This window comes from Candidatus Limnocylindrales bacterium (assembly GCA_035559535.1).
Taxonomy (GTDB): domain Bacteria; phylum Moduliflexota; class Moduliflexia; order Moduliflexales; family JAUQPW01; genus JAUQPW01.
Genome location: DATMBG010000022.1, coordinates 157,245 through 181,177, shown reverse-complemented (window position 1 = coordinate 181,177; position 23,933 = coordinate 157,245). Strand labels below are relative to the sequence as shown.

Annotated in this window: 26 protein-coding genes; 11 read left to right on the top strand and 15 right to left on the bottom strand. The window is 42.7% G+C overall.

Features of this window, described 5'->3' with window-relative positions; genetic code table 11:
• Window positions 1-22: 22 nt before the first annotated feature.
• Window positions 23-1,342: a divergent polysaccharide deacetylase family protein gene (locus VNM22_07610; GenBank protein HWP47016.1), complete on the bottom strand. Its 1,320-nt coding sequence runs from the start codon at window positions 1,340-1,342 to the stop codon at window positions 23-25.
• Window positions 1,343-1,478: 136 nt separating this feature from the next.
• Window positions 1,479-2,891: a S41 family peptidase gene (locus VNM22_07605; protein HWP47015.1), complete on the bottom strand. Its 1,413-nt coding sequence runs from the start codon at window positions 2,889-2,891 to the stop codon at window positions 1,479-1,481.
• Between the two features lie 546 nt (window positions 2,892-3,437).
• Here VNM22_07605 and VNM22_07600 point away from each other — a divergent pair.
• Window positions 3,438-4,259: a hypothetical protein gene (locus tag VNM22_07600; GenBank protein ID HWP47014.1), complete on the top strand. Its 822-nt coding sequence runs from the start codon at window positions 3,438-3,440 to the stop codon at window positions 4,257-4,259.
• 161 nt (window positions 4,260-4,420) lie between these two features.
• On the opposite strand, the gene VNM22_07595 is transcribed toward VNM22_07600, so the two are convergent.
• Entirely contained in the window at window positions 4,421-4,552 is a 132-nt protein-coding gene (locus tag VNM22_07595; protein HWP47013.1) for a hypothetical protein, read from the bottom strand.
• Window positions 4,553-4,610: 58 nt separating this feature from the next.
• On the opposite strand from VNM22_07595, the gene hisI reads away from it, so the two are divergent.
• Complete coding sequence (gene hisI / locus VNM22_07590; protein ID HWP47012.1) at window positions 4,611-4,988, top strand: phosphoribosyl-AMP cyclohydrolase; 378 nt, start codon at window positions 4,611-4,613, stop codon at window positions 4,986-4,988.
• On the top strand, window positions 4,985-5,329 hold the full coding sequence (locus VNM22_07585; protein HWP47011.1) for a histidine triad nucleotide-binding protein: 345 nt from the start codon (window positions 4,985-4,987) through the stop codon (window positions 5,327-5,329). Before hisI ends, VNM22_07585 begins: the two co-directional genes overlap by 4 nt.
• A gap of 4 nt (window positions 5,330-5,333) precedes the next feature.
• Here VNM22_07585 and VNM22_07580 read toward each other — a convergent pair whose 3' ends face one another.
• The 7 genes from VNM22_07580 to VNM22_07550 form a co-directional block, all read right to left on the bottom strand.
• Entirely contained in the window at window positions 5,334-5,714 is a 381-nt protein-coding gene (locus VNM22_07580; GenBank protein ID HWP47010.1) for a hypothetical protein, read from the bottom strand.
• Window positions 5,714-6,298: a GTPase domain-containing protein gene (locus tag VNM22_07575; GenBank protein HWP47009.1), complete on the bottom strand. Its 585-nt coding sequence runs from the start codon at window positions 6,296-6,298 to the stop codon at window positions 5,714-5,716. Before VNM22_07575 ends, VNM22_07580 begins: the two co-directional genes overlap by 1 nt.
• A 23-nt stretch (window positions 6,299-6,321) precedes the next feature.
• Entirely contained in the window at window positions 6,322-6,825 is a 504-nt protein-coding gene (locus tag VNM22_07570; protein HWP47008.1) for a roadblock/LC7 domain-containing protein, read from the bottom strand.
• Window positions 6,826-6,864: 39 nt separating this feature from the next.
• Window positions 6,865-7,665: a HAMP domain-containing protein gene (locus VNM22_07565; GenBank protein HWP47007.1), complete on the bottom strand. Its 801-nt coding sequence runs from the start codon at window positions 7,663-7,665 to the stop codon at window positions 6,865-6,867.
• Window positions 7,666-7,675: 10 nt separating this feature from the next.
• A complete protein-coding gene (locus tag VNM22_07560) occupies window positions 7,676-8,800 on the bottom strand; it encodes a hypothetical protein (GenBank protein HWP47006.1) in 1,125 nt (374 codons plus the stop codon).
• Window positions 8,801-9,017: 217 nt separating this feature from the next.
• On the bottom strand, window positions 9,018-9,647 hold the full coding sequence (locus tag VNM22_07555) for an ATP-binding protein (protein ID HWP47005.1): 630 nt from the start codon (window positions 9,645-9,647) through the stop codon (window positions 9,018-9,020).
• Window positions 9,648-9,891: 244 nt separating this feature from the next.
• Window positions 9,892-11,088, bottom strand: coding sequence for a pyridoxal phosphate-dependent aminotransferase (locus VNM22_07550; protein HWP47004.1), 1,197 nt, complete (start codon window positions 11,086-11,088; stop codon window positions 9,892-9,894).
• A gap of 240 nt (window positions 11,089-11,328) precedes the next feature.
• Here VNM22_07550 and rsmI point away from each other — a divergent pair, with 240 nt between their 5' ends.
• The gene (gene rsmI / locus VNM22_07545) at window positions 11,329-12,009 is read left to right on the top strand and encodes a 16S rRNA (cytidine(1402)-2'-O)-methyltransferase (GenBank protein ID HWP47003.1); all 681 of its coding nucleotides are present in this window, start codon (window positions 11,329-11,331) and stop codon (window positions 12,007-12,009) included.
• Window positions 12,010-12,116: 107 nt separating this feature from the next.
• On the opposite strand, the gene ftsE is transcribed toward rsmI, so the two are convergent.
• Complete coding sequence (gene ftsE / locus VNM22_07540) at window positions 12,117-12,800, bottom strand: cell division ATP-binding protein FtsE (protein HWP47002.1); 684 nt, start codon at window positions 12,798-12,800, stop codon at window positions 12,117-12,119.
• Between the two features lie 15 nt (window positions 12,801-12,815).
• Window positions 12,816-13,262, bottom strand: coding sequence for a hypothetical protein (locus tag VNM22_07535; GenBank protein ID HWP47001.1), 447 nt, complete (start codon window positions 13,260-13,262; stop codon window positions 12,816-12,818).
• Window positions 13,263-13,424: 162 nt separating this feature from the next.
• Here VNM22_07535 and VNM22_07530 point away from each other — a divergent pair, with 162 nt between their 5' ends.
• The 4 genes from VNM22_07530 to asnB all read left to right on the top strand — a co-directional run bounded on the left by VNM22_07530 (window position 13,425) and on the right by asnB (window position 18,329).
• Window positions 13,425-14,267, top strand: coding sequence for a hypothetical protein (locus VNM22_07530; GenBank protein ID HWP47000.1), 843 nt, complete (start codon window positions 13,425-13,427; stop codon window positions 14,265-14,267).
• A gap of 82 nt (window positions 14,268-14,349) precedes the next feature.
• Window positions 14,350-15,540, top strand: coding sequence for a PEGA domain-containing protein (locus VNM22_07525; GenBank protein ID HWP46999.1), 1,191 nt, complete (start codon window positions 14,350-14,352; stop codon window positions 15,538-15,540).
• Window positions 15,541-15,559: 19 nt separating this feature from the next.
• Window positions 15,560-16,333, top strand: coding sequence for an outer membrane protein assembly factor BamD (locus tag VNM22_07520; protein HWP46998.1), 774 nt, complete (start codon window positions 15,560-15,562; stop codon window positions 16,331-16,333).
• A gap of 7 nt (window positions 16,334-16,340) precedes the next feature.
• On the top strand, window positions 16,341-18,329 hold the full coding sequence (gene asnB / locus VNM22_07515) for an asparagine synthase (glutamine-hydrolyzing) (protein HWP46997.1): 1,989 nt from the start codon (window positions 16,341-16,343) through the stop codon (window positions 18,327-18,329).
• Between the two features lie 71 nt (window positions 18,330-18,400).
• On the opposite strand, the gene VNM22_07510 is transcribed toward asnB, so the two are convergent.
• The 3 genes from VNM22_07510 to VNM22_07500 form a co-directional block, all read right to left on the bottom strand.
• A complete protein-coding gene (locus VNM22_07510; GenBank protein HWP46996.1) occupies window positions 18,401-19,192 on the bottom strand; it encodes a 4'-phosphopantetheinyl transferase superfamily protein in 792 nt (263 codons plus the stop codon).
• 194 nt (window positions 19,193-19,386) lie between these two features.
• Window positions 19,387-19,836, bottom strand: a complete 450-nt coding sequence (locus VNM22_07505) for a prepilin-type N-terminal cleavage/methylation domain-containing protein (protein HWP46995.1) — start codon at window positions 19,834-19,836, stop codon at window positions 19,387-19,389.
• Between the two features lie 77 nt (window positions 19,837-19,913).
• Entirely contained in the window at window positions 19,914-20,744 is an 831-nt protein-coding gene (locus VNM22_07500; GenBank protein ID HWP46994.1) for a hypothetical protein, read from the bottom strand.
• 329 nt (window positions 20,745-21,073) lie between these two features.
• Here VNM22_07500 and larA point away from each other — a divergent pair, with 329 nt between their 5' ends.
• The 3 genes from larA (at window position 21,074) to VNM22_07485 (ending at window position 23,930) form a co-directional block, all read left to right on the top strand.
• Window positions 21,074-22,357: a nickel-dependent lactate racemase gene (gene larA / locus VNM22_07495; protein HWP46993.1), complete on the top strand. Its 1,284-nt coding sequence runs from the start codon at window positions 21,074-21,076 to the stop codon at window positions 22,355-22,357.
• Window positions 22,358-22,552: 195 nt separating this feature from the next.
• On the top strand, window positions 22,553-23,671 hold the full coding sequence (locus VNM22_07490; protein HWP46992.1) for a pyridoxal-phosphate dependent enzyme: 1,119 nt from the start codon (window positions 22,553-22,555) through the stop codon (window positions 23,669-23,671).
• 4 nt (window positions 23,672-23,675) lie between these two features.
• The gene (locus VNM22_07485; protein HWP46991.1) at window positions 23,676-23,930 is read left to right on the top strand and encodes an acyl carrier protein; all 255 of its coding nucleotides are present in this window, start codon (window positions 23,676-23,678) and stop codon (window positions 23,928-23,930) included.
• Window positions 23,931-23,933 lie beyond the last annotated feature (3 nt).

Genomic DNA, 23,933 nt, shown 5'->3' with positions numbered 1-23,933 from the left:
AAGAGAGATCAGAAGCCGGAAGTCAGAATTTTCTGACTTCTGATTTCTGGCTTCTGGTCTCTGATTCATGATTTCTAACTTCTGAATCCTGATGTCCGCTTTCTGTCTGAGTTTCATCGATGAGTTTAGATAAACCGACCATCTCAATATTTTTTTTCTTAAACTCAGGGAGCATTAGACGGAGGGCTTCAATGGTGATAGATCTGGGATGGCCAATGGCAATGACTCTTCCATCTCTAAGGGCTAAATTCTCGACCTTTTTCAACTGGGCCCGGATAGCATTTAACTCTTCCACATCATCCAGGAAAATATCTCGCTCTAGAGATCTAAGACCCATTTTCCTGGCGAGTTGATAGCCCACGGTTTGGCTGCTGGTTCGACTATCCAGGAAGAAAAGATGATATTTTTTTATCTCCTCTAAAACCACCCGCATTTTTTCGGCTCTTGTAGTGAATCGAGAACCCATATGATTACTGACCCCTTTGATATAAGGGACTGCTTCAATATCTTCTCGTACAGTTTGTCGGATCTGCTCATTGCTCATATGGGTCCAGAGCCCTCCTTTCCCCAGATTTATAAAGGAATCCTCTTCGGGCTCCATGGGAATATGGAGGATAATTTCTTGCTTTTTTTCATTGAGAAGTTCCGCAATGGCAACGGATTTCTCCAGATGGGGAATGATGGCGAAAGTAAAAGGTTCCCCTAACTGGAGGATTTTATGAACTGCTTCTTCACTGAAGCCTACATCATCCATCACGATGGCCACTTGAGGTCGTTTCTCTTCAGGCCCCGGCAGAGCTGGTGGGAGAGATTCTTTCAAATCCGGGAGGGTCTGTTTTATAAATCGAAGGGTATGGGTAATGGTTTGTTCTATGCCAAGGGTCAAAACAAAGACCTCTTGAGGAACCTCCCCTTTATAAACTTCGAAGAGCCTTCCCCGGGCGGACTTTATCGCCTGATAAAATCTTTGCTGGATATCCGAGAAATTATATTCCGGGGGAAGTTTAATCTCATAGAGGTAAGAAGTCCACTCCTGATGGAATGCATCAACATTCTGAGAGATCTGGACCTGGATCTGATCTTTGGAAAGACCCAGATCGGTAAGTTCTTTACTGATTATGGTATCCAGATTAAAGACCGTATGGCCAAAGTCAGGTTTTTTAAAAATCTCATGGAAGATATAATTCTTTAATCCTTTGAGGGCTGGAAAAAAAGGTCGCGTTAATAAACCTATGGAAAAAAGAAAAGCGAAGAATAAAAAGACAATCCAGAATGATCTTAAAACTGCCGGATTCTGAGGTATATCCAGTTGAGCTGGATGCTGCTCCTTTTCGTCTTCCACGGGATCGGGTACCGCTTGAGATAAAAGTCAAGAAGTTAAGGACATGAGGGATAAAGGATACAATAACACAGAAATAAGGAGACGTGGGGGAGAACTAGAACCGATGTTTCGTTATCACACGTCTCCTTTCTATTTTTTAAGGCTTTTTCGCCTCCATCAGTTTTTGTTTTTCGAATATCATGATCCCTTTGAGGATATCCACAGCCCGTTGTAACTGAACATCTTTTTCCAGTTGGGGATCTTTTTTAACCGTTTCTTCTTTTCCTTCTTTACTCGTATCACTGCCTTCACCGGTTTTCTGTTGAGAGCTATCCGATGGATTTTTACTTTCCGGCTGTGTGCCCTTTTCGGTTGGGACCTGTGGGGATTTTCCCTTATCGGAAGATTCGGATTTTTCTTTAGGTTTTTCCTTTGATAAAGCTTCCAGAGCCGCTTCTTCGGTATCCTGGCCCGATTTAGGAAGCTCAACGATTACATCGGGGATAATTCCCTTTTCATGGATTGTTCGTCCATTGGGGGTATAATATTTAGCGGTAGTCAGCCGAAGTCCTGAATTATCTGAAAGAGGTACGACGCTCTGTACAGAACCTTTACCAAAGGTTTTGGTTCCTACAATAAGGCCTCTTCCATGATCCTGAATGGCCCCGGCAACGATTTCAGAAGCACTGGCACTTCCGTGATTAACCAATACCACCAGGGGATGGTAAGGATGGGTAGCTCCTTGACGGGCCACAAAACGCATATCCTGATTTTTCGCCCGACCCTTGGTATAGACAATCAACTTACCTTTCTCCAGGAATTTATCGGCTACATCTACCGCTGCATTGAGGAGTCCGCCCGGATCATTACGCAGATCCAGGATCATGGCTTTGATGCCGGCTTCTTCTAGTTTGTCCAATGCCGTCTCAAGCTCATCGGCCGTATTTTCCTGGAACTGTTTTAACCGAATATATCCGATATTTCCTTCCAAGACTTTCCAGCTAACACTTTTTATCTCGATGACATCCCGGGTTAAAACGAAATCTTTGGGTTTCTCGAATCCTTCCCGCATGATGGTGATGGTTACTTTAGTTCCTTTAGGACCTCGAAGCATTTTCACAGCATCCATCAGCGTCATATCCTTCGTCGGCTTGTCTTCTATTTTAACGATCTTATCTCCAGCCTCAATCCCGGCACGATACGCAGGCGTATCTTCAATAGGGGCAATGACGGTTAATTGATTATCCTTAATGGCAATTTGAATCCCTAACCCCCCAAAACTCCCTTTGGTTTCTACCTGCATTTCCTGATAAACATCCGGGGGCATAAAAGAACTATGGGGATCTAAAACTTTAAGCATTCCATTGATGGCCCCGTAAATCAAGTCCTGCGTATTCACCTCTTCAACATAATTGGTTTGGATTAAGTATAAAACTTCGCTGAGTATTTTCAGCTTTTCATAGGCGTTAGATTGGGTGGCAAGAACTTTTGAAGTCAGACTAATCCCAAAGACTAGACTGAAGATGACAATGAGGGTAAATATCTTATGGTTCTTGATCCTTTGATACATGAGGTTTTCTCCTCCTAAATGAATCTGCCACTCATTATTTAGATAGTTAAATGAGAGCTGATCTCTGAAATCTAAACCTGATTTAGCGTTTGACTCCTTTACGCTTGTTTTCTATTAAGAAAGATTAGAACGTTCCCTTAGGGTTTGTCAAGATATATTTCAAGAGAGTTCAGAACTAAGATTTTAATTTCCGATTTTTATATCAAATCGATAATTCTGCAACCTTTCACCACTTTCTACATCTTTCTAAGTAGAAAAACCGGTTACAACTATCAAACCAGGCAGGATGCCTGCACTTCCAAACTCTTGTAAATCTTGTTTCAAATAATTAATGTCGGGCGGGATGCCTGCGCTCCCAGGCAGGCTCCTGTTACACTGTTACCTTAATTTTGACCTCATAGGGTTGCTTTCACTCCCCAGCTCCCCTCTCCCGAAGCGTGGGAGAGGGGCCGGGGGTGAGGGCCACTTAAACATTAAGCAAAATTAAAGTAACAAAGCACTATGTCCTATACTTCTTAAACTTGATTAAAAAGGAGGATAAAGAGTATGCTTCCATCTCGCGGATATAAAGTGTTTTTAATTTTAACTCTACTTTTATCAGGAATCGGAAATTTAACGAATTTTATTGGAGAAACCTGGGGAGCGGAGTATCGCAAGCTGGTTCCTCAACCCAGGGTCCGGATAAGTATAGAAACCGTAGATTACTATACCAAATATCCGAAAACTTCTTTTTGCATAGGTAGAGACCGGATAGATATCCGGTTAACCAATCGAGGGGATTATTCCCAATACATTTACCTTATGAATCGAGATACCCGAGGTATTACCCGAACCCTTTACAGTGGCAGATTAAATCCGGGTACTTATTATCTATCGGATTTGATGGATGTCATGTTTGAGGTCGAAGGTCCTCCAGGCACCGAATCACTCTGGGTAAATGTGGATGGGGATTCGGGTTATGGTTATGCTAATCGGGTTCGTTTTAGGGTCCTGGATTGCGATGACCGTCCTTACCCGGATGATTTATGGATCAGTGCCTATGTAACTCCCTGGTCTATACCTCAAGGTGGGAGTGGGGTTATAACGGTTAGAACCAATGCTTCTTCCAAACCTTCGATTCGATATTACTTCGAAATTTATAACAGTTGGGGTCATTTATGGAAACGGGTGGAAGCCTGGAAAAGATCTCCAGGGGTCTACGAATTGGATCTGGTTGTAGATCGAGAGACCCCGCCGGGAGTTTTAACCTATACGGTCAAATTGTGGTCCGAGACCCGATATGGTTATAGGCGGCTGGAGGCGACTAATCAATTTACCTTTAGAGTGGTGGACGACTACTATTTATCTAGAGGACCCTGGGATTATTAAAAAGAATTCGCAATTAACTGTTGACAAGGCATGTGGAGTCATAGATATTGGGGGTATGGTGAATTATGATTAACATCGTGGATAACTTTTTAATCCTATTCGCTCTAAAGGTACAAAGAATATCACGAAAGTATGGAGGTAGAGGGATATAGGTGAATCTCCTACATCCTCCCACTTTCATACTCCCACACTCCCATACTCCCACACTCCCATACTCCCACACTCCCATACTCCCATACTCCCATACTCCCATACTCCCATACTCCCATACTCCCATACTCCCACACTCCCATACTTTTTTATCCGGTTTCCTTTGTGCCTTTGGGGCTTTATAGTCCAAAAGAGTACTCCATGACAGCGCTCAGATTTGATTCAAATGGTTTAATTCCGGCCATTGTTCAAGATGCAGAAAATAATGAGGTCCTCATGATGGGTTATATGAACCGTACCGCCTTAGAAAAAACCTTTGAGACGGGTAAAGTTTATTTTTGGAGCCGATCCCGGAAGAAGTTATGGACAAAAGGAGAAACTTCCGGTCATTATCAATTTGTACGGGAGGTATTTTTGGATTGTGATGGGGATTGTCTGTTAATTAAAGTGGAACAGGTGGTCGGTGCGTGCCATGAAGGTTATCGTAGTTGTTTTTACAGGCGCCTGGAGAAGGATTTAGAAACCAGTACTATCATTCAGGAAAAGGTGTTCGATGAAAAGAAGGTTTACGGATCATGAGGAGATGTATTTTTTGCCAGATCGTTAAAAAAGAGCTTCCGAGTACCGTTGTGTATGAAGATGATCAGGTTTTTGCCTTTGAAGATATCGATCCTCAAGCTCCGGTTCATGTTCTCATCATTCCCAAAAAGCATATAGCTACTTTAATGGATGTTCCAGATCAGGAAGAGATGCTCATGGGAAGAATGATCCTGGTAGCAAAAAAAATTGCGACTTTAAAAAACGTTCATCATCGTGGGTTCCGATTGGTTATAAATTGTAATCCCGAAGGGGGACAGTCGGTTTACCATCTTCATCTCCATCTTTTAGGGGGGAGAGGTATGAGATGGCCGCCGGGTTAGAAAGTTATAAAATAGCCGAAAGGGCTTTAACTGCCTTATTGAAAAATTTACGATAGGCCACTTCAGGTGGGACGATGGCGACCAGATTCAAGCGAATTCCGTTGACATAAAAAATACGACCCACGATTTTGGTTTTATGGTATGTGGTAATAGAAGTTTCCACGACTTTGAGGGAAGAATCTAACGTTTCTGCGACTTTTGCCAGGTCGTTGAGCAGGATAGAAAGGGCAATAAAATTGTCTTTATCATACTTAGATGATGGAATCTGAATCATGGGAAGACCTTCTTCACTAAATAGAACCAGCAGATCAAAGCGGCCTTCTTTACTGATTTCTTGAAGCTTTTCTTCAATGAGATTTTGAGTTGAGGGAAGATCTTGATCCATCAGAGTTTTTTCCTGACGTTAGCCACTACCAGGTTAATGACTGCCTTAAGGGTTTCAAAAACTCCGATCCCTTTATTGGCCACCGCTTCAAAATAGGGAACGTTATATTTATTCAGTTTGAGTTGTAAATAAGGAATAGGGGCTACATTGGGAAGATCTCGCTTGTTGTATTGAATAACCCAAGGAAACTCATCCATCTTATGTCCATCCTGTTTCAAATTATTCTCCAGATCGTTCAGGGTTTCAAGATTGGCTTCCAGTCGATCGAATTGAGAATCGGCTACAAATACCACCCCATCCACTCCATTTAGGATGACCTTTCGACTATAAGCATAATACACCTGACCTGGGACGGTATATAAATTGAATTTTGGTTTTTTCCCTTTTATTTTACCTACCTCCAGTTGGAGGAAGTCAAAAAAGATGGTACGGTCTTCTTGGGTTTGAAGGGAAACGAGCTCTCCTTTAAGTTCTGGAGCCACTTTAGAGTGAATATAAAGCAAATTGGTGGTTTTTCCACTGACACCGGGGCCATAATAAACGATCTTCAGATTGATTTGCTGTAAAGCCCAGTTAATATACATAGTCGTGATAGATAGGAGACAAGTTACTCTTTAAATGAGCTATCTAACTCATTTGCCAGGAGTTCTCCAAAATCATCATCAATAATATCTGTAACAGTTTTACTGCTACCCCCCTCTTTGATGATCTTATCCAGGGCTTCGACCGCTTTTTTGGTATAAACCCTTACCATCCCCAAAGCCACATTAGATTGAAAAATGATAATCAAAAAATACTCATCTCCGACATTGGTAAGGTAGACATTATTCTTTTCCCCCTCATGGAAGAGAAGCTTAAATCGGGCTTCTTCTCCGACCAATTTGGCCATTTCCGCAGTGGCCGAAAAATCGGCTGCAGCCAAAGCGGCCAGAACCGTTGTATTAATATGGGAGGTATCTCCCCGCTCACCTATAAGCTGACCGGCTATATCGGCAAAAAGAACCGCATTTGCCTTGGTCTTGGAGTAAAGTTCTCCTAAACACTTTTTAATGGCTTCATACTGTTCAGAGGATAATATGGTAATTTTACTTCCATCTATCTTTTTCGGCATGGTCCCTACTCCTCATTAAAGACTGAGTTTAAAAAGAAATTACTGTTTTCGCTTTTTAAGTCTTTCGATGGCGTCTTTGAGATTGGCCCGCATACTTTCTAAAGTTTCCCCCAATATTCCCAGTTCATCCTTAGGACCTGGAACGATCTTCACATCCAAATCTCCAAAACTCATTTTGTCTGCGACATCAATCAGGTACTGAACACGTTGCACGATAATCTTAGAAAAGAAAAGCATCAGAAGGGAGCCTATCACAATAGCTCCGGTAAAAATTCCCCATAGAAGAGGATTCAAAACCTCATGGATTTTTCCCTCTTTGATTATTTCCCAACCTGTTTCACTTCCACTCTGCTCCAGGACCCCGGCTCGAACAACTCCTTTAGGTTGTTGGGAATCCCCAATAGGTACGGCAACGTCCTGGATGGTGTTATCCCCCGACTTAAACCGCCTGTTTTGTATTTCTTTTCCCTGGGTCAGTTCATTTGCTTTAATCAGTTCCGGAGAGGGGGTCGTTTCTAACGTGGTGGCCACCACCTCATTTTTATCATTTTGCACAATGATATAGAAGAGTCCGTATCTTTTATATGGATCATAAGAATTTAAAGTCTGCTGGATCTGACTTTTAGTCATACTGCTTCCGTTTAATGAAGTATTGGCCAGATTATGGGCTACCATCTGGGCGACCATCATTCCTCGAACGGTAGGATAAACACTATTAAATTTCTGATCAAGTAGATAACTCAACAGGAAAAAAATACAAAAACCGTAAAGGAGTAACGCAATTACAATCAGAGAGGCCAGTTTAGCCGAAAGACTAAAATCCTTGATCTTCTCAAGCATTTTTCAAACCCTATTCAGATTTGATGTTTAACCGGAGTCTACTCAATAACCCTTTCTTTTCCTTGGATTCCTCCAGGTTTTCCTTAGCAGGTTTTGGAGGTTCGGCAGGCTCTACCAGAAGTTCGGGTAATCTACTCATCAGTTTAAGATTTTCGATATCTTGTTTGTATTCTCCTTTTATAGTTTGGAAGCGGTTATGAATATTATACAGAAGTTTTTCCTTTGGAGTTCTTTTAGCCGCCTCTTCCACGGTCTGCCGAATGGTATCACAAACCCCTTCTACAAACTCATCTACGGTTACGGTTCCTTCAAAAGAGAGGGCTCCATCCTTATAGTTAAACTCACCGGCAAAGGGATCTAAAAAGGGATATTTATTGGCATAGGCCGTTAAAACCCTTTTGAAAATTTCCAAAAATTTCCCCTGGCCTATGGCGTCATTGATTGCTTTTTCCAAATTAAGTAAAATATTTTGAAATACGGTCAGAACCGAATCTAAAACCTCCCCTTCCATTATCTTGGTGGTATCTTCTATGACAGCAGCAACATCTGCCTTATACACATTGAAAACGGCTCCAACCTCTGCACTCAGCCCTAATAATTTCTTAAGCCCCTGAGCTCCTGAGATAAGTTCTCCCTCGTCGGATTTATAAACACTCTCCATCACCCGACCGTCTTGGAAATAAATATAACCTTTTCCTTCCTGGTTATTTAAAATGACCTCAATATATCCAGTGTGTTCTTCCTTTCGGAGTTTTTGAATGAGCTTTTCAAGACTGGTTAGTTCTGTGGTCAAATCTTTTAAAACAATGGTACTTTTTAAGGATGCGGCCAGGGTGGCTACCAGTTCGTTGGATAACCGAAAAACGGTTACCGTTCCATCCTTTTCTCTGGATTTGGCCAGAATGCTTCTTACTGCTTTTTCACCACTTGTACAGACCGGGGGATCTTTTTGAATTTCTTCTAAGGCACTGACAATCTTGCCTGTATCCATGAATAAGATCCCCTCGTATTCCCAAAAACTAACCTGGCAACAACCAGTAAAACTATTTTCTGCAAGATCTCTGAGAAGCTCGTTAATATCCGTAAAGGATGTACTCAGGGCTTCGTGGATAACTTTACCTCTCGGAATGATCATTAAGCCCTCCTTCGGACTTCATAAAGATGTAAGTTATGCTCTGAAATAACTTTAAAACCCCCTCTGCAGATGTAGAGAAAAGGTAACAAACGCTAGAAATCCTGTCAAGATAAAAAATATCTCTGATAAGCCTTATCCAGGAGCATATTCCCAATACCCCAGGTTCTCCTTCTGACCCCTTTATCTGGTTCTTATCCTCGGCGAGGATCCTTGCGTTTCAATTCCGAATCTCACGAAACTTTCTATAATCCTTCCCTTTTATCACGATGGTTTTGCACATTTCATAGAGTCTGGACCGTAGCCGATAGCCAATACGATCCTCTAAGGTTTCTTCCTGGATTCCTCTATCCTCTTCGTCCATCCAGTTAGAGGTGATCAGAGTAACCAGATTGTTATTGTACCTTTGAATGAGAATATGCGTAAAGATATCCCGTATCCAGGGACTCATAACTTTGGCCCCCAATTCATCTAACACAAGGACTTCTCTGGATAGTACAGGCTCTAGAATGTCTGACTCCGAATACTCAGAGTCTCGGGAATAAGAATTCTGCAGCTCCTTTATGAGGTTTCTGAAATCGTAGAACAGACAAGGGATGCCTTTTTCAAGAATGAGATATTTAATGGCGGCTACCGCCAGATGGGTTTTGCCGACTCCACAACCTCCCATGAATAACAATCCTATTTTCCGGGCCGGATATTCTTTTACAAATTGCTCAACCAGAACTTTGGCACGACCTATGGAGGCATCACAATCCGGGTAGGGCTGTGGGTTATAATTTTCCAGAGAGCATTGCATATATCTCTCCGGAATACAGGCTTTTAGAAGAAGATGTTCTTTCCTCTTCATGCGGTAGCATGTACATCTCTCCACAGTTTCCACAGAACCTTGATTTTTTACCCGCCATCCCGTGTCTCCACACTCCTTACACCTTACCCCTCGGGTTTGGGAAGTCAATATATTTTCTTGCAGAGTCATAGAATTTCCTCAAAAACCTGGTTCTTTTAAAGAACCCATATTTAGCACCTTCCTGGCTATAAGTCAAGGGAATTTATTGGGATCTGGTGACAGAAAAAGGACTTTACTTTAAGTTTTAGAGGAGTTTCCCAATAGCTTCTTTTATCCGATGTAATCCTTCCCGGATGTGTTCCATGGATAAAGCATAGGATAATCTCACGTGCTGATCGGAACCAAAGGCCGAACCGGGAACCACTGCTACCCTGGCTTCAGCTAGCAAATAAGATGCCAGATCCTTAGAGTTGGAGATGGTACGTCCCTGGTAGGTCCTTCCATAAAGGCTGGATACCTTGGGAAACACATAGAAAGCTCCCTTGGGTTTTAAGCAAGAAATTCCAGGGATCGTGTTTAATTCCTGAACGATATAATTCCTCCTTCTCAAAAACTCCAGGCGCATCTCGCTGAGAGCCTCCTGAGGTCCTGTAAGGGCTTCCAAGGCTGCTTTTTGGGCAATGGAAGTAGGATTAGAGGTACTCTGACTCTGAAGATTAACCATGGCTTTGATCACTTCGGCAGGACCCGCTGCATAGCCGATTCTCCATCCTGTCATGGAATAGGACTTAGATAAGGCTCCGACGGTAAGGGTCAGTTCTTTAATTTCTGGATTTAAGGATGCAATGCTTACGTGTTCGGCATCCTCATAAACCAGTTTTTCATACGTCTCATCAGAAATTACATAGATATTTTTTTCTACGGCCAGAGCGGCTATGGCCTTTAAATGCTCACGGTCTATAACTGCTCCCGTGGGATTGCAGGGCGTATTGAGAATCAGACCTTTGGTTTTTTTTGTTATGGCTGTTTCTAGAAGTTCCCGGGTGACTTGAAAATCGGTCGACTCATCTGTGTAAACAATCACCGGTGTAGCTCCCATGAGCTGTATTTGCTCTAAGAAGGTTTCCCAATAAGGAGAAGCCACGATCACTTCATCCCCTTCCTCAAACAGGGCCATGATGGCATTGAAAAGAACATGTTTAGCTCCACAAGAAACAATTACTTCAGAAGGTCGATAAATCAGGTTATTGTCCTTTTCAAGTTTCTTAGCAATGGCGGCCCTCAGTTCGTCAATACCCGGAACCGGGGTGTATTTTGTAAAACCCTCTTGAATAGCTCGAATGGCTGCTTCTTTTACATTGGAAGGGGTATCAAAATCCGGCTCACCCGCACCAAATCCGATGACATCAATCCCTTCGGCTCGCATTTTCTTAGCTAAGGTGGTAATTTCCAAGGTTGAAGACGGCTTTATGGCACTGGCACGTTGAGATAATCGCATCATACATCTTTTTAAGATCAGAAGTCAGAATCCAAGAGTCAGGGGATTGAATAAAAACAATTCCCTCACCACGTGAGTAGAAACTTTACTTTTCTGACTTCTGATTTTTGTTTTTTAACCCCTGACTCCTTAAATTGGTAATATACTCCTGGCGAGTTGTCTAGAGAAAAAATCTTAATTCTATTTTTCACAACCTGACCAAAAGTTCCAGGATGAATCATCTATCATCCTGGATGAAGGATTATGTCCAAAACCGGGACTCTTTATATTGTCAGTACCCCCATTGGCAACTTAGAAGATATTACCCTACGCGCTCTCCGCATTCTCAGGGAAGTCGATCTTATTGCTGCTGAGGATACGCGAACAACGCGAAAACTTCTATCCTTCTATGATATTCATGTTCCGATTACCAGTTATTTTGATGCCAATGAAGAATTTAAAGCCATTGAGTTAATAAATAAATTAAAATCCGGACTCAACATCGCCCTTGTTTCCGAAGCCGGAACCCCGGGCATATCGGATCCTGCCTATCGATTGCTTCAACAGGCTATAGAAAATAATATTCCGGTGGTCTGTATCCCCGGACCTACGGCTTTTGTAAGTGCTGCTGTGGTCTCCGGTCTTCCCATTGATAGTTTTGTATTTATCGGATTTTTACCCCATAAGAGAAGTAAGCGGCTTAAAAAGATAGAATCTCTTCGAGAGGAACCGAGAACTTTAATTATGTATGTGTCCCCCCATCGTTTTCTAGAAACCTTGAAGGATCTGAAAGAAATTTTGGGAGATCGAAAGGCCGCCGTAGCCCGGGAACTTACCAAAAAATTCGAAGAGGTTTTACGGGGCCCTCTGAGTACCCTTATCGAGAAATTTGAAAATACCCCCATCAAAGGAGAAATTACCCTGGTCCTGGAAGGAAAGCGGTAAAGTATGGGAGTATGGAAGTATGGGGGTGTGGGGGTGTAGAAGTGTGGGGGTGTAGGTGTAGAAGATAGAACTCCCATACTTCCATACTCCCCCACACTCCCATACTTCTAAAGATCTTTCCCATTGTCTACGATACGGACCAATCGACCCTTATCCAGACAAAAGACTTTTTTCCTCATTTCCCGGATGATCATGCGGTTATGGGTGGCCACCACCACCGTTGTACCTCGGGCATTAATATCCTCGAAGAGACTCATAATTTCCAGGGATAGTTCCTGATCGAGATTTCCCGTGGGTTCGTCTGCCAACACGATGGTGGGGTGGTTAACCAGAGCTCTTGCGATGGCGACCCGCTGTTGTTCGCCTCCGGAGAGAAGATGGGGGAGCATATCCATTTTATCTTTTAAATCCAGGAGGCGAAGTATTTGTAAAACCCGCTGGTCAATCTCGCGTCGGGGCGCGCCTATGACTTTAAGGGCGAAAGCAACGTTTTCAAAAACCGTTTTCTTTTTTAAAAGCTTAAAATCCTGGAAAACGACCCCGATGTTTCTTCTCAGATAAGGGACACTGGATCTTTGAAGTCGGGCGATATTAAAATTATTGACCAGGACATTACCGGATGTGGGGAGTTCTTCGCGAAATATGATTTTCAATAACGTGGTTTTTCCGGCTCCACTGGGGCCTGTTAAAAAAACAAACTCACCTTTTTCAATGCTTAAAGTGATATCCTCCAGCGCTCGTACGCCACCTTCATAGACCTTATAGACGTTATACATCTGGATCATGGACATGATTTTTTAATCTCTTTAATACTGAATTGGCCACACACGGTCTCCCAAACGGATTTCCTCACCTTTAACCAGGGATTCCAGATAGGCAACTGAAAATTTATCGGAGACTTCCCAAACCCGGATAGTTCCCAGCTCCTTTCTTAATATGGCCAGAGTTTCTCCGGTTACCGGATGTTTAAGCTCGGTTTCGGTTCCTTCCCGGTAAACTCCCAAAGGCATCCCCCGTTGAATTCCATCCTGAGCGGTTAAGTCTATAAATACCTTTTTATCCTGGATAGCAATCACATACCCCTTATTCTGGAGAGCTAAAGATTTGAGTAACCTGGCGGGGGGTTCTTGAATGAATTTTAATCGATAGCCATAAGATTCTTCCCGAGATAAGGGACGAGATGCTGTTTCATAGCTACAACCTACCAGGAAGCTTAAATACACCCAGAGTTGGAAATATTTAAAAAGTTTCATCTTCCACCGTATCATAATGTGACTTTATCATGGATTTGGGCGGAATTGTCAAGTGAAAACGCTTTCAATTGCAAGTTGTGAAGGATACATGGGAAGGTAGATGACCGTATCTTTTCGTTTTTTCTTGACATGTTCCCAATAATATTTACATTATTTTAGATCATGGAACGTCTGGAAGCTCAAGGCACACCGTCTTCCTTTCCAACTACAAAGGAAGAGAAACGAGATATCTTTAGTTTCTTTGCTCATCCCATATGGCTTGGCATTGTATCAGGCATTTCAATATGGACGGGCCTGGCGGTTAATATGGGGTTTACCTATGTAGGGATTTTTTTATGCCTGGCTATCTGGTTAAGCGATAAGAAAACCTGGGCTTCCCTAAAAACGGGGCTCCTGCGCTATATGGACTTGGGGTATGATGAAATCGAAGAAAACTACCGTCAACTCAAGTCCGAGCTGGAAGATCCCTATATGGATTTCATCCACCAAAGTGTAACCCTTTACAGAGAGATTAAAAAAGCGATCAAGGATAAAGATAAGGAGATTTATCTTACAGAATCTTTTAAAGAAATCTTTCCCGCTGTTCAACATTTAATCCTTAAAATTTTCAGTATTGTAAAGAAGATTCACGGGATTCATGAAGATTTACGTTGCCATGACATGGCACGTACCCGGGCTGTTCTGAAGCATTTAGAGAAGAAGATCCAGAATGCCCGTTCCGACGAATTTATCAAATTAGAGTGGATTCGAACTCGAAATTCTTTGCTTAAACAGCTTAAAAGCCATCAAGAAATTGAAAAAGGGATAGAATATGTCACATCTAAATTAACGAACTTTATAACTTCACTCAGGGAAGTGCATCTCTCGATCATCAGGCTTAAATTTTCCGATATTCACACAGGTTCTTTGGATTTAAATGGGGTATTCAGCACAGTTATCCAGCTCAGTGAAGCAATTGATGATATGGCTGCCGCTCTAGATAAGATTACCTACAAAAATCCATGAGGTATGAGGGTTCTCCTGAGGTTAGAGGCTTTACATAAAGTAATCCTGTAAACAGCAAGGATTTCTCGTCGAGGATGGCGCTATGAGGCGATTTCTAGCTGTTATTTCTGTGGGATTTGTCCTTGTTTGTATTACGGCACTGCTAAATCGTTTTGCTGATTTTGGTGGAATTTTTTCCTATCTGCAGGTTTTCTACGGCTACTTTGATAAGAAAGGCACTTTAAGAATTACTTCTTCCCCTTCCAACGCATCGGTTTACTTGAATAATACCTATGTAGGAAAAACTCCTTTCATGGAGAAATTAGCAGAAGGGGAGTATGATGTAAAACTCCTGTTAAAAGGTTATCGGACCTATGCAAGAAAAGTTTGGGTAAATAAAAAACAGACGGCTTTTCTAGATGCAGAACTTTCAGAGCAGCGAGGAAAAGTAGAAATCAAAACGGCCCCACCAAAGGCCGCGGTATATATCGACGGGGTCAAACTGGATAAGGTAACTCCTTTAGTGATCGAGAAACCTCCTGGAGAGTATGAGTTAAAAATTGTTAAAGACCAATACTATGTCGACCAAAGACCTGTGATTATTCAGGATGATACTACGTCAGAGGTGGAAGTAAATTTAATTCCCCAGGTGGGAAGATTAGTTATTACCTCAGAGCCTTCAGAAGCCAAAGTCTATATCGATGATAAATTTATTGGAACGACCCCCTTAACCCATGATAAACCGGTTGGTAAATACAAGTTGGTTCTTAAAAAAGAAGGATTTCGGGATCATGTGGGTGAGGCAGTCCTTGTAGCCGATGAGGTCCTGGAAATTAACGTAACCCTTAAAGAGAGGACCGGAATTTTAGATATTGTAACCAACCCACCTGGCGTTGAAGTTCATATCAACGATGTGTATTACGGTGAGACTCCTTTGAAAAAGGAGTTGAAACCGGGTCCTTATGAACTTACTTTGAAGAAAAGTAAATATCGGACCCTGACGGAAACCGTTGTGGTAGAGGACCTGGTTACCAGGAAAATCCAGAGAGAACTGACTCCGGAAATAGGCGAGGTTAAAATCGAGTCCAATCCTCCTTCGGCTAAAGTTTTTCTAGAAGGGGAGGATATAGGCTATACTCCTATATCTCTGAATAAACCTCCAGGTATCTATAAACTTCGAGTGATTAAACCGGGTTATAAACATTTTGTAATCGATATTCAAGTTAGTGATGGTAGATCTACCCGTGTCGATGCCCAGCTAGAAAAGGAGAAAGGTGGTGATACCCTCAACTAGTCCCTTACAACCCAAAATTATGAATAAAATAATCTTCAACTCTCAAAAAGTTTTAAGTGTTATTTTGTTGATTGGGTTTGTTTTAATAACCAGTCCAGGATGTTCTAAAGCAACTAAGCATCACCCCTCCCAGGCAGCCGATGAAATGCTCTTTAAAAAAGGAGAGACGTTATTTAATAAAAAGAAGTATGCTCGAGCCCTTGAAGAGTTTAAAACTTTAAAGGAGCAGTATCCTAAGAGCAAATACCTGAGTAAAACCCAATTTTATATCGCCGAAAGCTACTATGCTCAAAAGCAATATGAAGAAGCCATTGCCGCTTATCAGAGTTTTATAAATCTCTATCCAACCCATCCTGAAGTGCCAAAGGCCCAGTATAAGTTGGGTATGTGTTACTATAAACAGATACTTTCTGCAGATCGAGATCAGACTAACACCCGTAGGGCTTTGGAAGAATTCGATAAGGTTAAAACAAAGTATCCGAATAGCGAGTATGCTCAAAAAGCCCAAGAAAAAATCCATAAATGCCGGAATAGATTGGCCGAGCACGAGTTTTTGATTGCCGAATTTTACCTGCGTGAACAGGCTTACAAAGCTTCTATTGATCGTCTCCGGGTCATTTTACAAGAATATGCAGATACCGAGGTCATTGATAAAACCCTCTTCTACCTGGGTATGAATTATCTCAAGTTGGGTCAGAAAGAAGAAGCAGAGTTATATTTAAAGAGATTGATTCAAAATTATCCGAATAATGGTTATGCGGAGAAGGCCAGGAAGGAGTTGTCTAATATATAAGTGAATTATGTGCGGTATATGTGGTGTCCTTAATTTCAATGAAAAAAAAGAAATCGATAAAAACCTTGTACGCCGGATGACTTCGGTTCTTAAACACCGTGGACCTGATGAAGAAGGTTATTACATGTCCGGTCAGGTTGGTCTGGGGGTCCGGAGATTAAGTGTCATTGATGTAACGGGAGGTCATCAACCCATCAGCAATGAAAATCGGTCGGTATGGGTCGTATTCAACGGGGAGATTTATAACTATAAGGAGCTTCGGGAACAGTTAGAAAAACGCAATCATAAGTTTAAAACCCTCAGTGATACAGAAGTCATCGTCCACCTCTATGAAGACCTGGGCAAAGAGTGTATCCGTGAACTTTACGGAATGTTTGCTTTTGCCTTGTGGGATAGTCGGGAACATGCTTTCTTTTTAGCCCGAGACCGAATAGGTATAAAACCTCTGTTTTACCGTATCGATCGGGAAAAACTTTGTTTTGCTTCTGAGATTAAGTCCCTGCTTCAAGATCCTTCCTTTAAAAGAGAACTTAACTTTCAGGCTTTGCACAATTATCTGAGCTATCTCTACATTCCCGGCCCGGATACCATATTTAAAGGAATCAAAAAACTCCAGCCGGGTCATGTTCTGGAGTACAAAGACGGTGAAATCTTCCTCCAGAGATATTGGAGTTTGCCCGTTGGGAGTCGAGTGGATAGATCGACTCCTCCTACCTCAGGGCCAAGTGAAGAAGATCGATCCGATAGGGTCCCAGAGGTTAAAAGACTGCCTGTAAGTCCAAAGGATGAAAAGTTTTACTCGGAAGGGTTGATAGAACTCTTACAAAAATCTGTTAAACGCCATCTTGTAAGCGATGTCCCCGTGGGAATCCTCCTGAGCGGTGGAATCGACTCCAGTGCTATTGTGGCCTTTGCCAGTAAAATTCAACCCATTAAGACTTTCTCCATTGGATTTAAAAATGCCGGATATTATGACGAACGACGCTATGCCAAACAAGTATCCGAACGATTTGCCACAGAACACTACGAATTCGAGGTAGAGCCCCGGGCCATTGATATTATTCCTTTGCTTATAAAGCATTTTGATGAACCCTTTGCGGATCCTTCTGCCATTCCCACCTATTATCTGGCCAGATTAGCTCGAGAACAGGTAATTGTAGCCCTTTCAGGAACGGGAGGCGATGAAATTTTCGGAGGCTACCGACGTTATTTAATCGATAATTTGATTCGATACTACAGCCGAATTCCCATCATGCTTCAACACTACTTTGAGAAAATTTCAAAGCATCTGCCCGTTTCTCGAACTTCCAGTCTTGGGGAATATTTTCTGTTTTTTAAAAGATTTCTGGAATGCCGTAACTTACCCCCTAATTTGCGACATATCACCACCATTTCCTTCTTCACCGAGGATATGAAGCAAGCCCTCTATAATCCTTCCTCTCCCCATTTTAAAGGATTACGTCCTTCAGACGAAATTATTACTCAATATTATCGAAAGGCCTCCAGCCTGTCGGATCTGGATAAAGCTCTATATGCCGATTTTCATACGCTCCTTCCGGATGATCTTTTGGTCAAGGAGGATCGAATGACCATGGCAGTTTCACTGGAAGGACGGGTTCCTTTTCTGGACCATGAACTGGTAGAATTTGCGGCTCAGATCCCTTCAGATCTTAAAGTGAAAGGTCTTACGACCAAATACATCTTCAAACATGCCTTGCACGGCATCCTTCCCTCTCAAATTATTCATAGAAGAAAACATGGATTTGGAGTACCTCTCCTGGAGTGGTTTCGAACAGATCTCAAACCTTTACTTGAAGATATCTTGTTAGGAGAGCGCTTACGGGAACGCGGCCTTTTCAACGTGGATTATATCCGATTGCTTATCGAGGAACACCAAAAAGGCCTTAAAGATTACAGCCAACACCTCTGGGCCCTTTTGATTTTTGAACTCTGGTGTCGGGAGTATTTAGATAGTCCTGTCCGGAGTGTAGAGTAATAAGTGTAGAGTAATAAATAAGAGAGGTTAAAAGGGTAGGGAAATAGGATGGGTTCTGGAAGCCTTTCCCTCTACCCCTGTACCTGCCAACATTTAAGCCGCCAATCCTGTCCTTCTACGGCAAGAGCTGCCACGTAGCCGGAACCCGGTTCCAGCGTCTGAAGTGACCAACGGGAGGTTTCTTGGGGATCTTCCAGGACATTGAGTAGAGCGGCAGGCTCGCCGGGTGCCAGGGATACAGAGAATTGATTCAAAGGAAACGAAAGACCCTTTCCTCTGGCCTTTATATAAGCTTCTTTGCGAGTCCAGCAATTAAAGAATGCTTCTTGCTGCAGATGGAAAGGAAGGGCCTTTAAAGCCATAACTTCGCAGGGTGAAAAGAACCGATGCGCTATCTGCATATTGGCCGGATGAGGTCGGATATATTCAATATCTATCCCAACTTCACGACCTTGTGTAATGGCGTAGAGGGCAAGCTCCTGGGAATAAGCTAAGTTGAAACGCAATCTACTGTAGCTAAATTCTCCTGTGAGATAAGGCTTTCCATAGGGTCCATAGCCAAATTGCAATTGGCCCGGTTCCCTCTCCAGATAACGTCCCAGGATCCTCCTTAACAATCCCCGTGTGATGATAAAGCGTTCACGATCCTTCTGAAAGTAAAAACGCCCGGCCCGGACCTGCTCATCCGCCGAGAGAAGTTGCTGCAGGTTGTGTAGATACGAAATCTCTACATTCAGGGTCGCACGCCAGACATGGACTTCGTCATTTCCCAATAGAAGGACCTCCGGTAAAGGAAACCAGAGAGAAAAGGGATTTGCCCTGGATGCCCCCTCCAACAGGTCCTGGATGGGGATATCTTCCATAAATTTATCTCTCCTCCTTACCCTCTAAAATATCCCCTCTTTGATTTTTTTACCATACAGGCATCGGGTTAGTATCCACTCTGGTTGAATAGATCACATCCTATCAATTCCTTTTAAAGAAGTTGCATTCCAGGGATAGAAAAACTTCATAGGGAAAGCCGCCTTACAAATTGAAATATAATCAGGTCTCCCTATCAAGGGGAAATAGGAAACGGACTTGAAAAAATGCGTTTGATTTCTACCTGATCTCTCTTCCCAAAATTTGGATAATCCAGATCGATAATAACCGTTTTTCGATAGTTATCTTGAACAACGGAAATTGTTCCTAAAGCGGTATCCTGGAAAGCTTTTACGTTTCGTTTCCAACGGAGCAGGTCTTCTTTTACCGGGTTCGTATTTGCAGGAGAGGAGTTGGTAGAGAAACCCTGATAATTTTCAATGGGATAGGGAGAAGCCGCCATAATTTCCATCATCTCATCCACCAGGTGGGTTGCCCGAGATCTGTTCTTCGCCCGATAAATTTCCAGGGAGCTTTGTAAAAACAATTGAGATAAACTGAGCAATGCAAAACCCAGGATGGCCGAAGCCATGAGAACTTCTATGAGACTAAAACCTCTTGAGGAGAGAAGTAAGGATCGTTTCATACGCCGTCAGGGTTCCTTGAGATCGTTCCACAGTGGAAAAATAGGGCAACTCCGGAGTTTAGACTTTTTTATGAATGTTAAAAGTTGTTCCTTACTGCAACCTCGGAACTCAAGATGACCTGTCGATGGCCGGGTGGATTACGAAAAGGATCCCACTCATCGGACTCTACCGAAACCATCACGGTAATCCGCCTGATTTTCTCCAAAACACTTTGAGAAGTCAGGGGTGGGAAATAGATTTCATTCCCCTCTAAAAATCCATTCCCATCGGTATCCCCCCATAAAATTAAAGAGCCATTGGAAGACAAAATCCAATATTGAAACAAAGGAGACACATAGGTACGATTGTTTTTAGCATCTATTGGCCCTCTGAGATAGAGAGCCACCTGCTGATCCGGCCCTCCGTTCAGTTCTCGAATTAAAACGAAATCATTGTCGTTAAATCGGGAGGCCCGCTCCTCTGGATTATCATCGATATCCCGGTTATCGATGAGACCATCATCATTCGAATCTAAAGTCCATCGAATAGTTTCAGCCCCTGTAGAGTAATCCTGGGAGTTAATATAGGGGGTACCACTGGATAGCATGACAAAACCGTTTTTAATCAAAACCGGCTCACCGGGGTCCTTATCTGCATTCAAGATAATTTGAAACGGAGCCGCTTCGATAAAAACAGGCTGATTTTGTTGCCGGTCTAAATGATAACCGGCAACCCTCAAATCTGAACAAATGGCATCTAAAGCCATTCGGGCATTTTGAATAATCTCCGCGTCGCTCCGATACCGGAAGTAGATTTTCTGGTGTTGTTGAAAAAATTCCAAAGATAAAATCAGAACCGTTGTAAACAAAACCGTCACCATGAGGGTCTCTAAGAGCGTAAAACCCTGCGCAGATGAAATCTTTATCATGAACCCTGGGAAATCATGAAGGTTTAAGGTATGAAAATCCCATAACTTGGAGCAAATATGATCTTATTCAGCCTGAACTTTTAAGTCAAGGGGAAAATGAAAGGTGCGAAGTTTATTTTGCTTTTACATGAAGATTTGCCCTTATTCATCACCAAGATAACTGGGACTTGGGAACATGGAGACATTTCCCCGCGTCTCTCAGTCCCAAGGTCTCCGTGTCCTTGAACTCCGGGTCCCAAAACTATGAAGTTGGCACATTCCATGCAATTTTTTACTTTCGTTACTTTCGACGGTTATCTTAAAAGCTCAAATGAGCGGGAGGATCCGTTATGTTTGAGATTATCCGGTTAGGTTATGGCTCTGAAGTTGTACAAACAGAGGTTCCCCAAAGAAATTTTCTGGGCATTCTCACGCCGCGTTCCGTTTCCCCTGCCCATCCCCCCGACTTTTTAGTAGAAAAAGCCCTTCAAAAACCCATTGAAAGGGAACCCCTATATGAATTGGCTAAATCTGGGCGAACGGCTGTAATTCTGGTATCCGGTAAGGACCGTGTAACCCGGGGCGATATTTTTATGCCGCTTTTGATCCGGGAACTGCTCCGGGCCGGAATCCGTAAGCAGGATATCACGGTTATTATTGCAACGGGGACTCATGAGCGGTTTACAACCGAAGATATGAATATCATCTTGGGGCCTCACTTTGATAAAGAAATCCGAGTGATAGGGCACGACTGCATGAACAAAGAAAACCATGTTTATTTGGGAAAAACCTCCTTTGGGAATGCCATCGAGGTCAATCGACTGGCTTATGAAGCGGATATTAAGATTTTGACAGGCCGGATTACCCATCATTATTTTGCCGGATTCACGGGCGGTCGTAAAGCTGTCTTACCTGGGGTATCGGGATATGAAACGATTTTACATAATCACAAACTGGTTATGTCCGGTAATGAAGTTCAACCGCGAAATATCCTGGCCAGGAATGGTTGTCTGGAAGGAAATCCTGTCCATCTGGACATGCTGGAAGCAGCCGCTTTATTTCGACCTAGTTTCCTGGTAAATACCCTCGTGAATTTAAACCATGAATTAACCCACGTCTATGCGGGTCATCCCGTTTCTGCCCACGTCATGGGGTGTCAGGTGGTAGATAACCTTTTTAAGGTTTCCTTTAAAGAAAAGGCAGAACTGGCCATGGCCAGTTGTGGAGGTCATCCTTATGATATTTCCTTCATGCAAGCACTCAAAACCCTTATGAATACCCATACGTGTGTGGTCGATGGCGGGGTCTTCATCCTCCTGGCGGCCTGTCCCCAGGGTATTAAGGAAGGCTTCTTGCGTTGGGCAAAATTTTCCTCTCTCCCGGAATTAGCCAAAGCTGTAAAGACCCAATACGATCTCACCGGGCATAATTCTTACCTGCTTAAAGAGATTTTGCAGCGAATTCAGGTGATCTTGATCTCCCGATGTCCGAAAGATCAGGTAGAACTCCTGGGCTTTATTCCGGCTACTCATTTGGAAGAAGCAAAAAAACTCGCATTGGAAAAGCTTGGAAAATCCAATCCTTCAACTTATGGGATTCCCTTTGGAAATGTCACGGTTGTAGAACAGGTATAATTCCTTAACCCCCAGTCCTTTCTCTTGAGGAGATAGGGGTAATCTGTGGATTTCCCCCCCACCCTTGATATGGGAGAAGGATTGGGGGAGGAGTTAGATAAAAGTACTCTACGTTTGCAAAAATTTTAAGTGCTGAATTTCCTTTACCTGCTAAGGATTTATCAACCCTTGCAAGGGTAGAGTAAAAATACAAAGTTGAAACTAACTCATCGCTGTAACCAATGCCAAAAAACCTTTCCCCATGCGTATACTCCTAAGTGTACCTATTGTGGGGGTCTTGTGGATATTTATTACGATTTATCTCGGGTCAAGATCTACGATTCGCCGCACTCCCTGGAAAAATATTTTGATTTGCTTCCTATCCAGGATTCTCAAAACCTCCTTCCTTTAGGAGAAGGTAATACCCCCTGTGTACATGCGAAAGCTCTTGGAGAAGCCTTGGGGCTGAAACAGGTTTTCTTAAAAGTCGAATCTCGAAATCCGACCGGTACAACAAAAGATCGAATGGCTGCTGTGGTTTTATCTTTTTTTAAAGAGCTTCAGATTACAGAGTTTGTAAGTTCTTCGACCGGGAATAGCTCCAATGCCCTGGCATATGGAATTCTCAAATATCCCTATTTTAAAATGCATCTTTTCATTGGGGGAGAATTCCAGGAGCGGGTTCGGTTTTCGGATTTTAATCCCGGTGTTCTACTCCATGTTTTGACAGGAAGGACTTTTGCAGAAGCTTTTAATCAGGCACGAGAATATGCTTTCCACCATCATTTACCCTTCGAGGCGGGTTTTTTTAATCCGGCTCGACGGGAAGGACTCAAATTGGCCTTCCTGGAAGCCGTTGATCAGGTTCCTGTGGAGATCCGATGGTATTTTCAAGCCGTCAGCAGTGCCATGGGGGTTTATGGAACCTACAAGGGGGCTAAAGAATTTCAGACTTTGGGGAGAATCCGATATATTCCCCGAATGGTTTGTGTCCAGCAAGAGGGTTGTTGTCCTATGGTTAAGGCCTTCGAAGAGGGATCCCCGGTGATTCGGGAACATCATATCGTTAAAAACCCTAAGGGAATCGCCAAAGCCATTCTAAGAGGCAATCCTGTAACCAGCTATCCTTATATTTATCGATTGGTTCAAGAAACAAAGGGTACCTTTATCAGCGTTACAGAAACGGAGATTAAAGAGGCCAAAGCGCTGCTGTTTCAGTTAGAAAAAATAGACTGCGGTTATACAGCAGCTACCACGGTGGCTGCTTTAAGGAAGTTGGCCGATCAGAGGGCCATTCCTCCTGAAGAAGGGGTATTATTAAATTTAACGGATTAAACCTATGGATGAAGTGGAGAAAATAATTAGAAAATTCCTGGCCGAACAGATTTTACCGGAAGCTGAGGTTGAAAAATTAGATAAAAATACTCCGCTTTTGCAAACCGGTATTCTTAACTCCTTGACTTTGATCCACTTGATCGACTTTCTGGAAGGGCAATTTGATCTGACTGTATCTCCTGCAGAGTTTCAACCTGAAAATTTTCAGAGTATCCATACCATTTGTGATTATATCCAACGTAAGAGGATAAGAGGTTAAAAA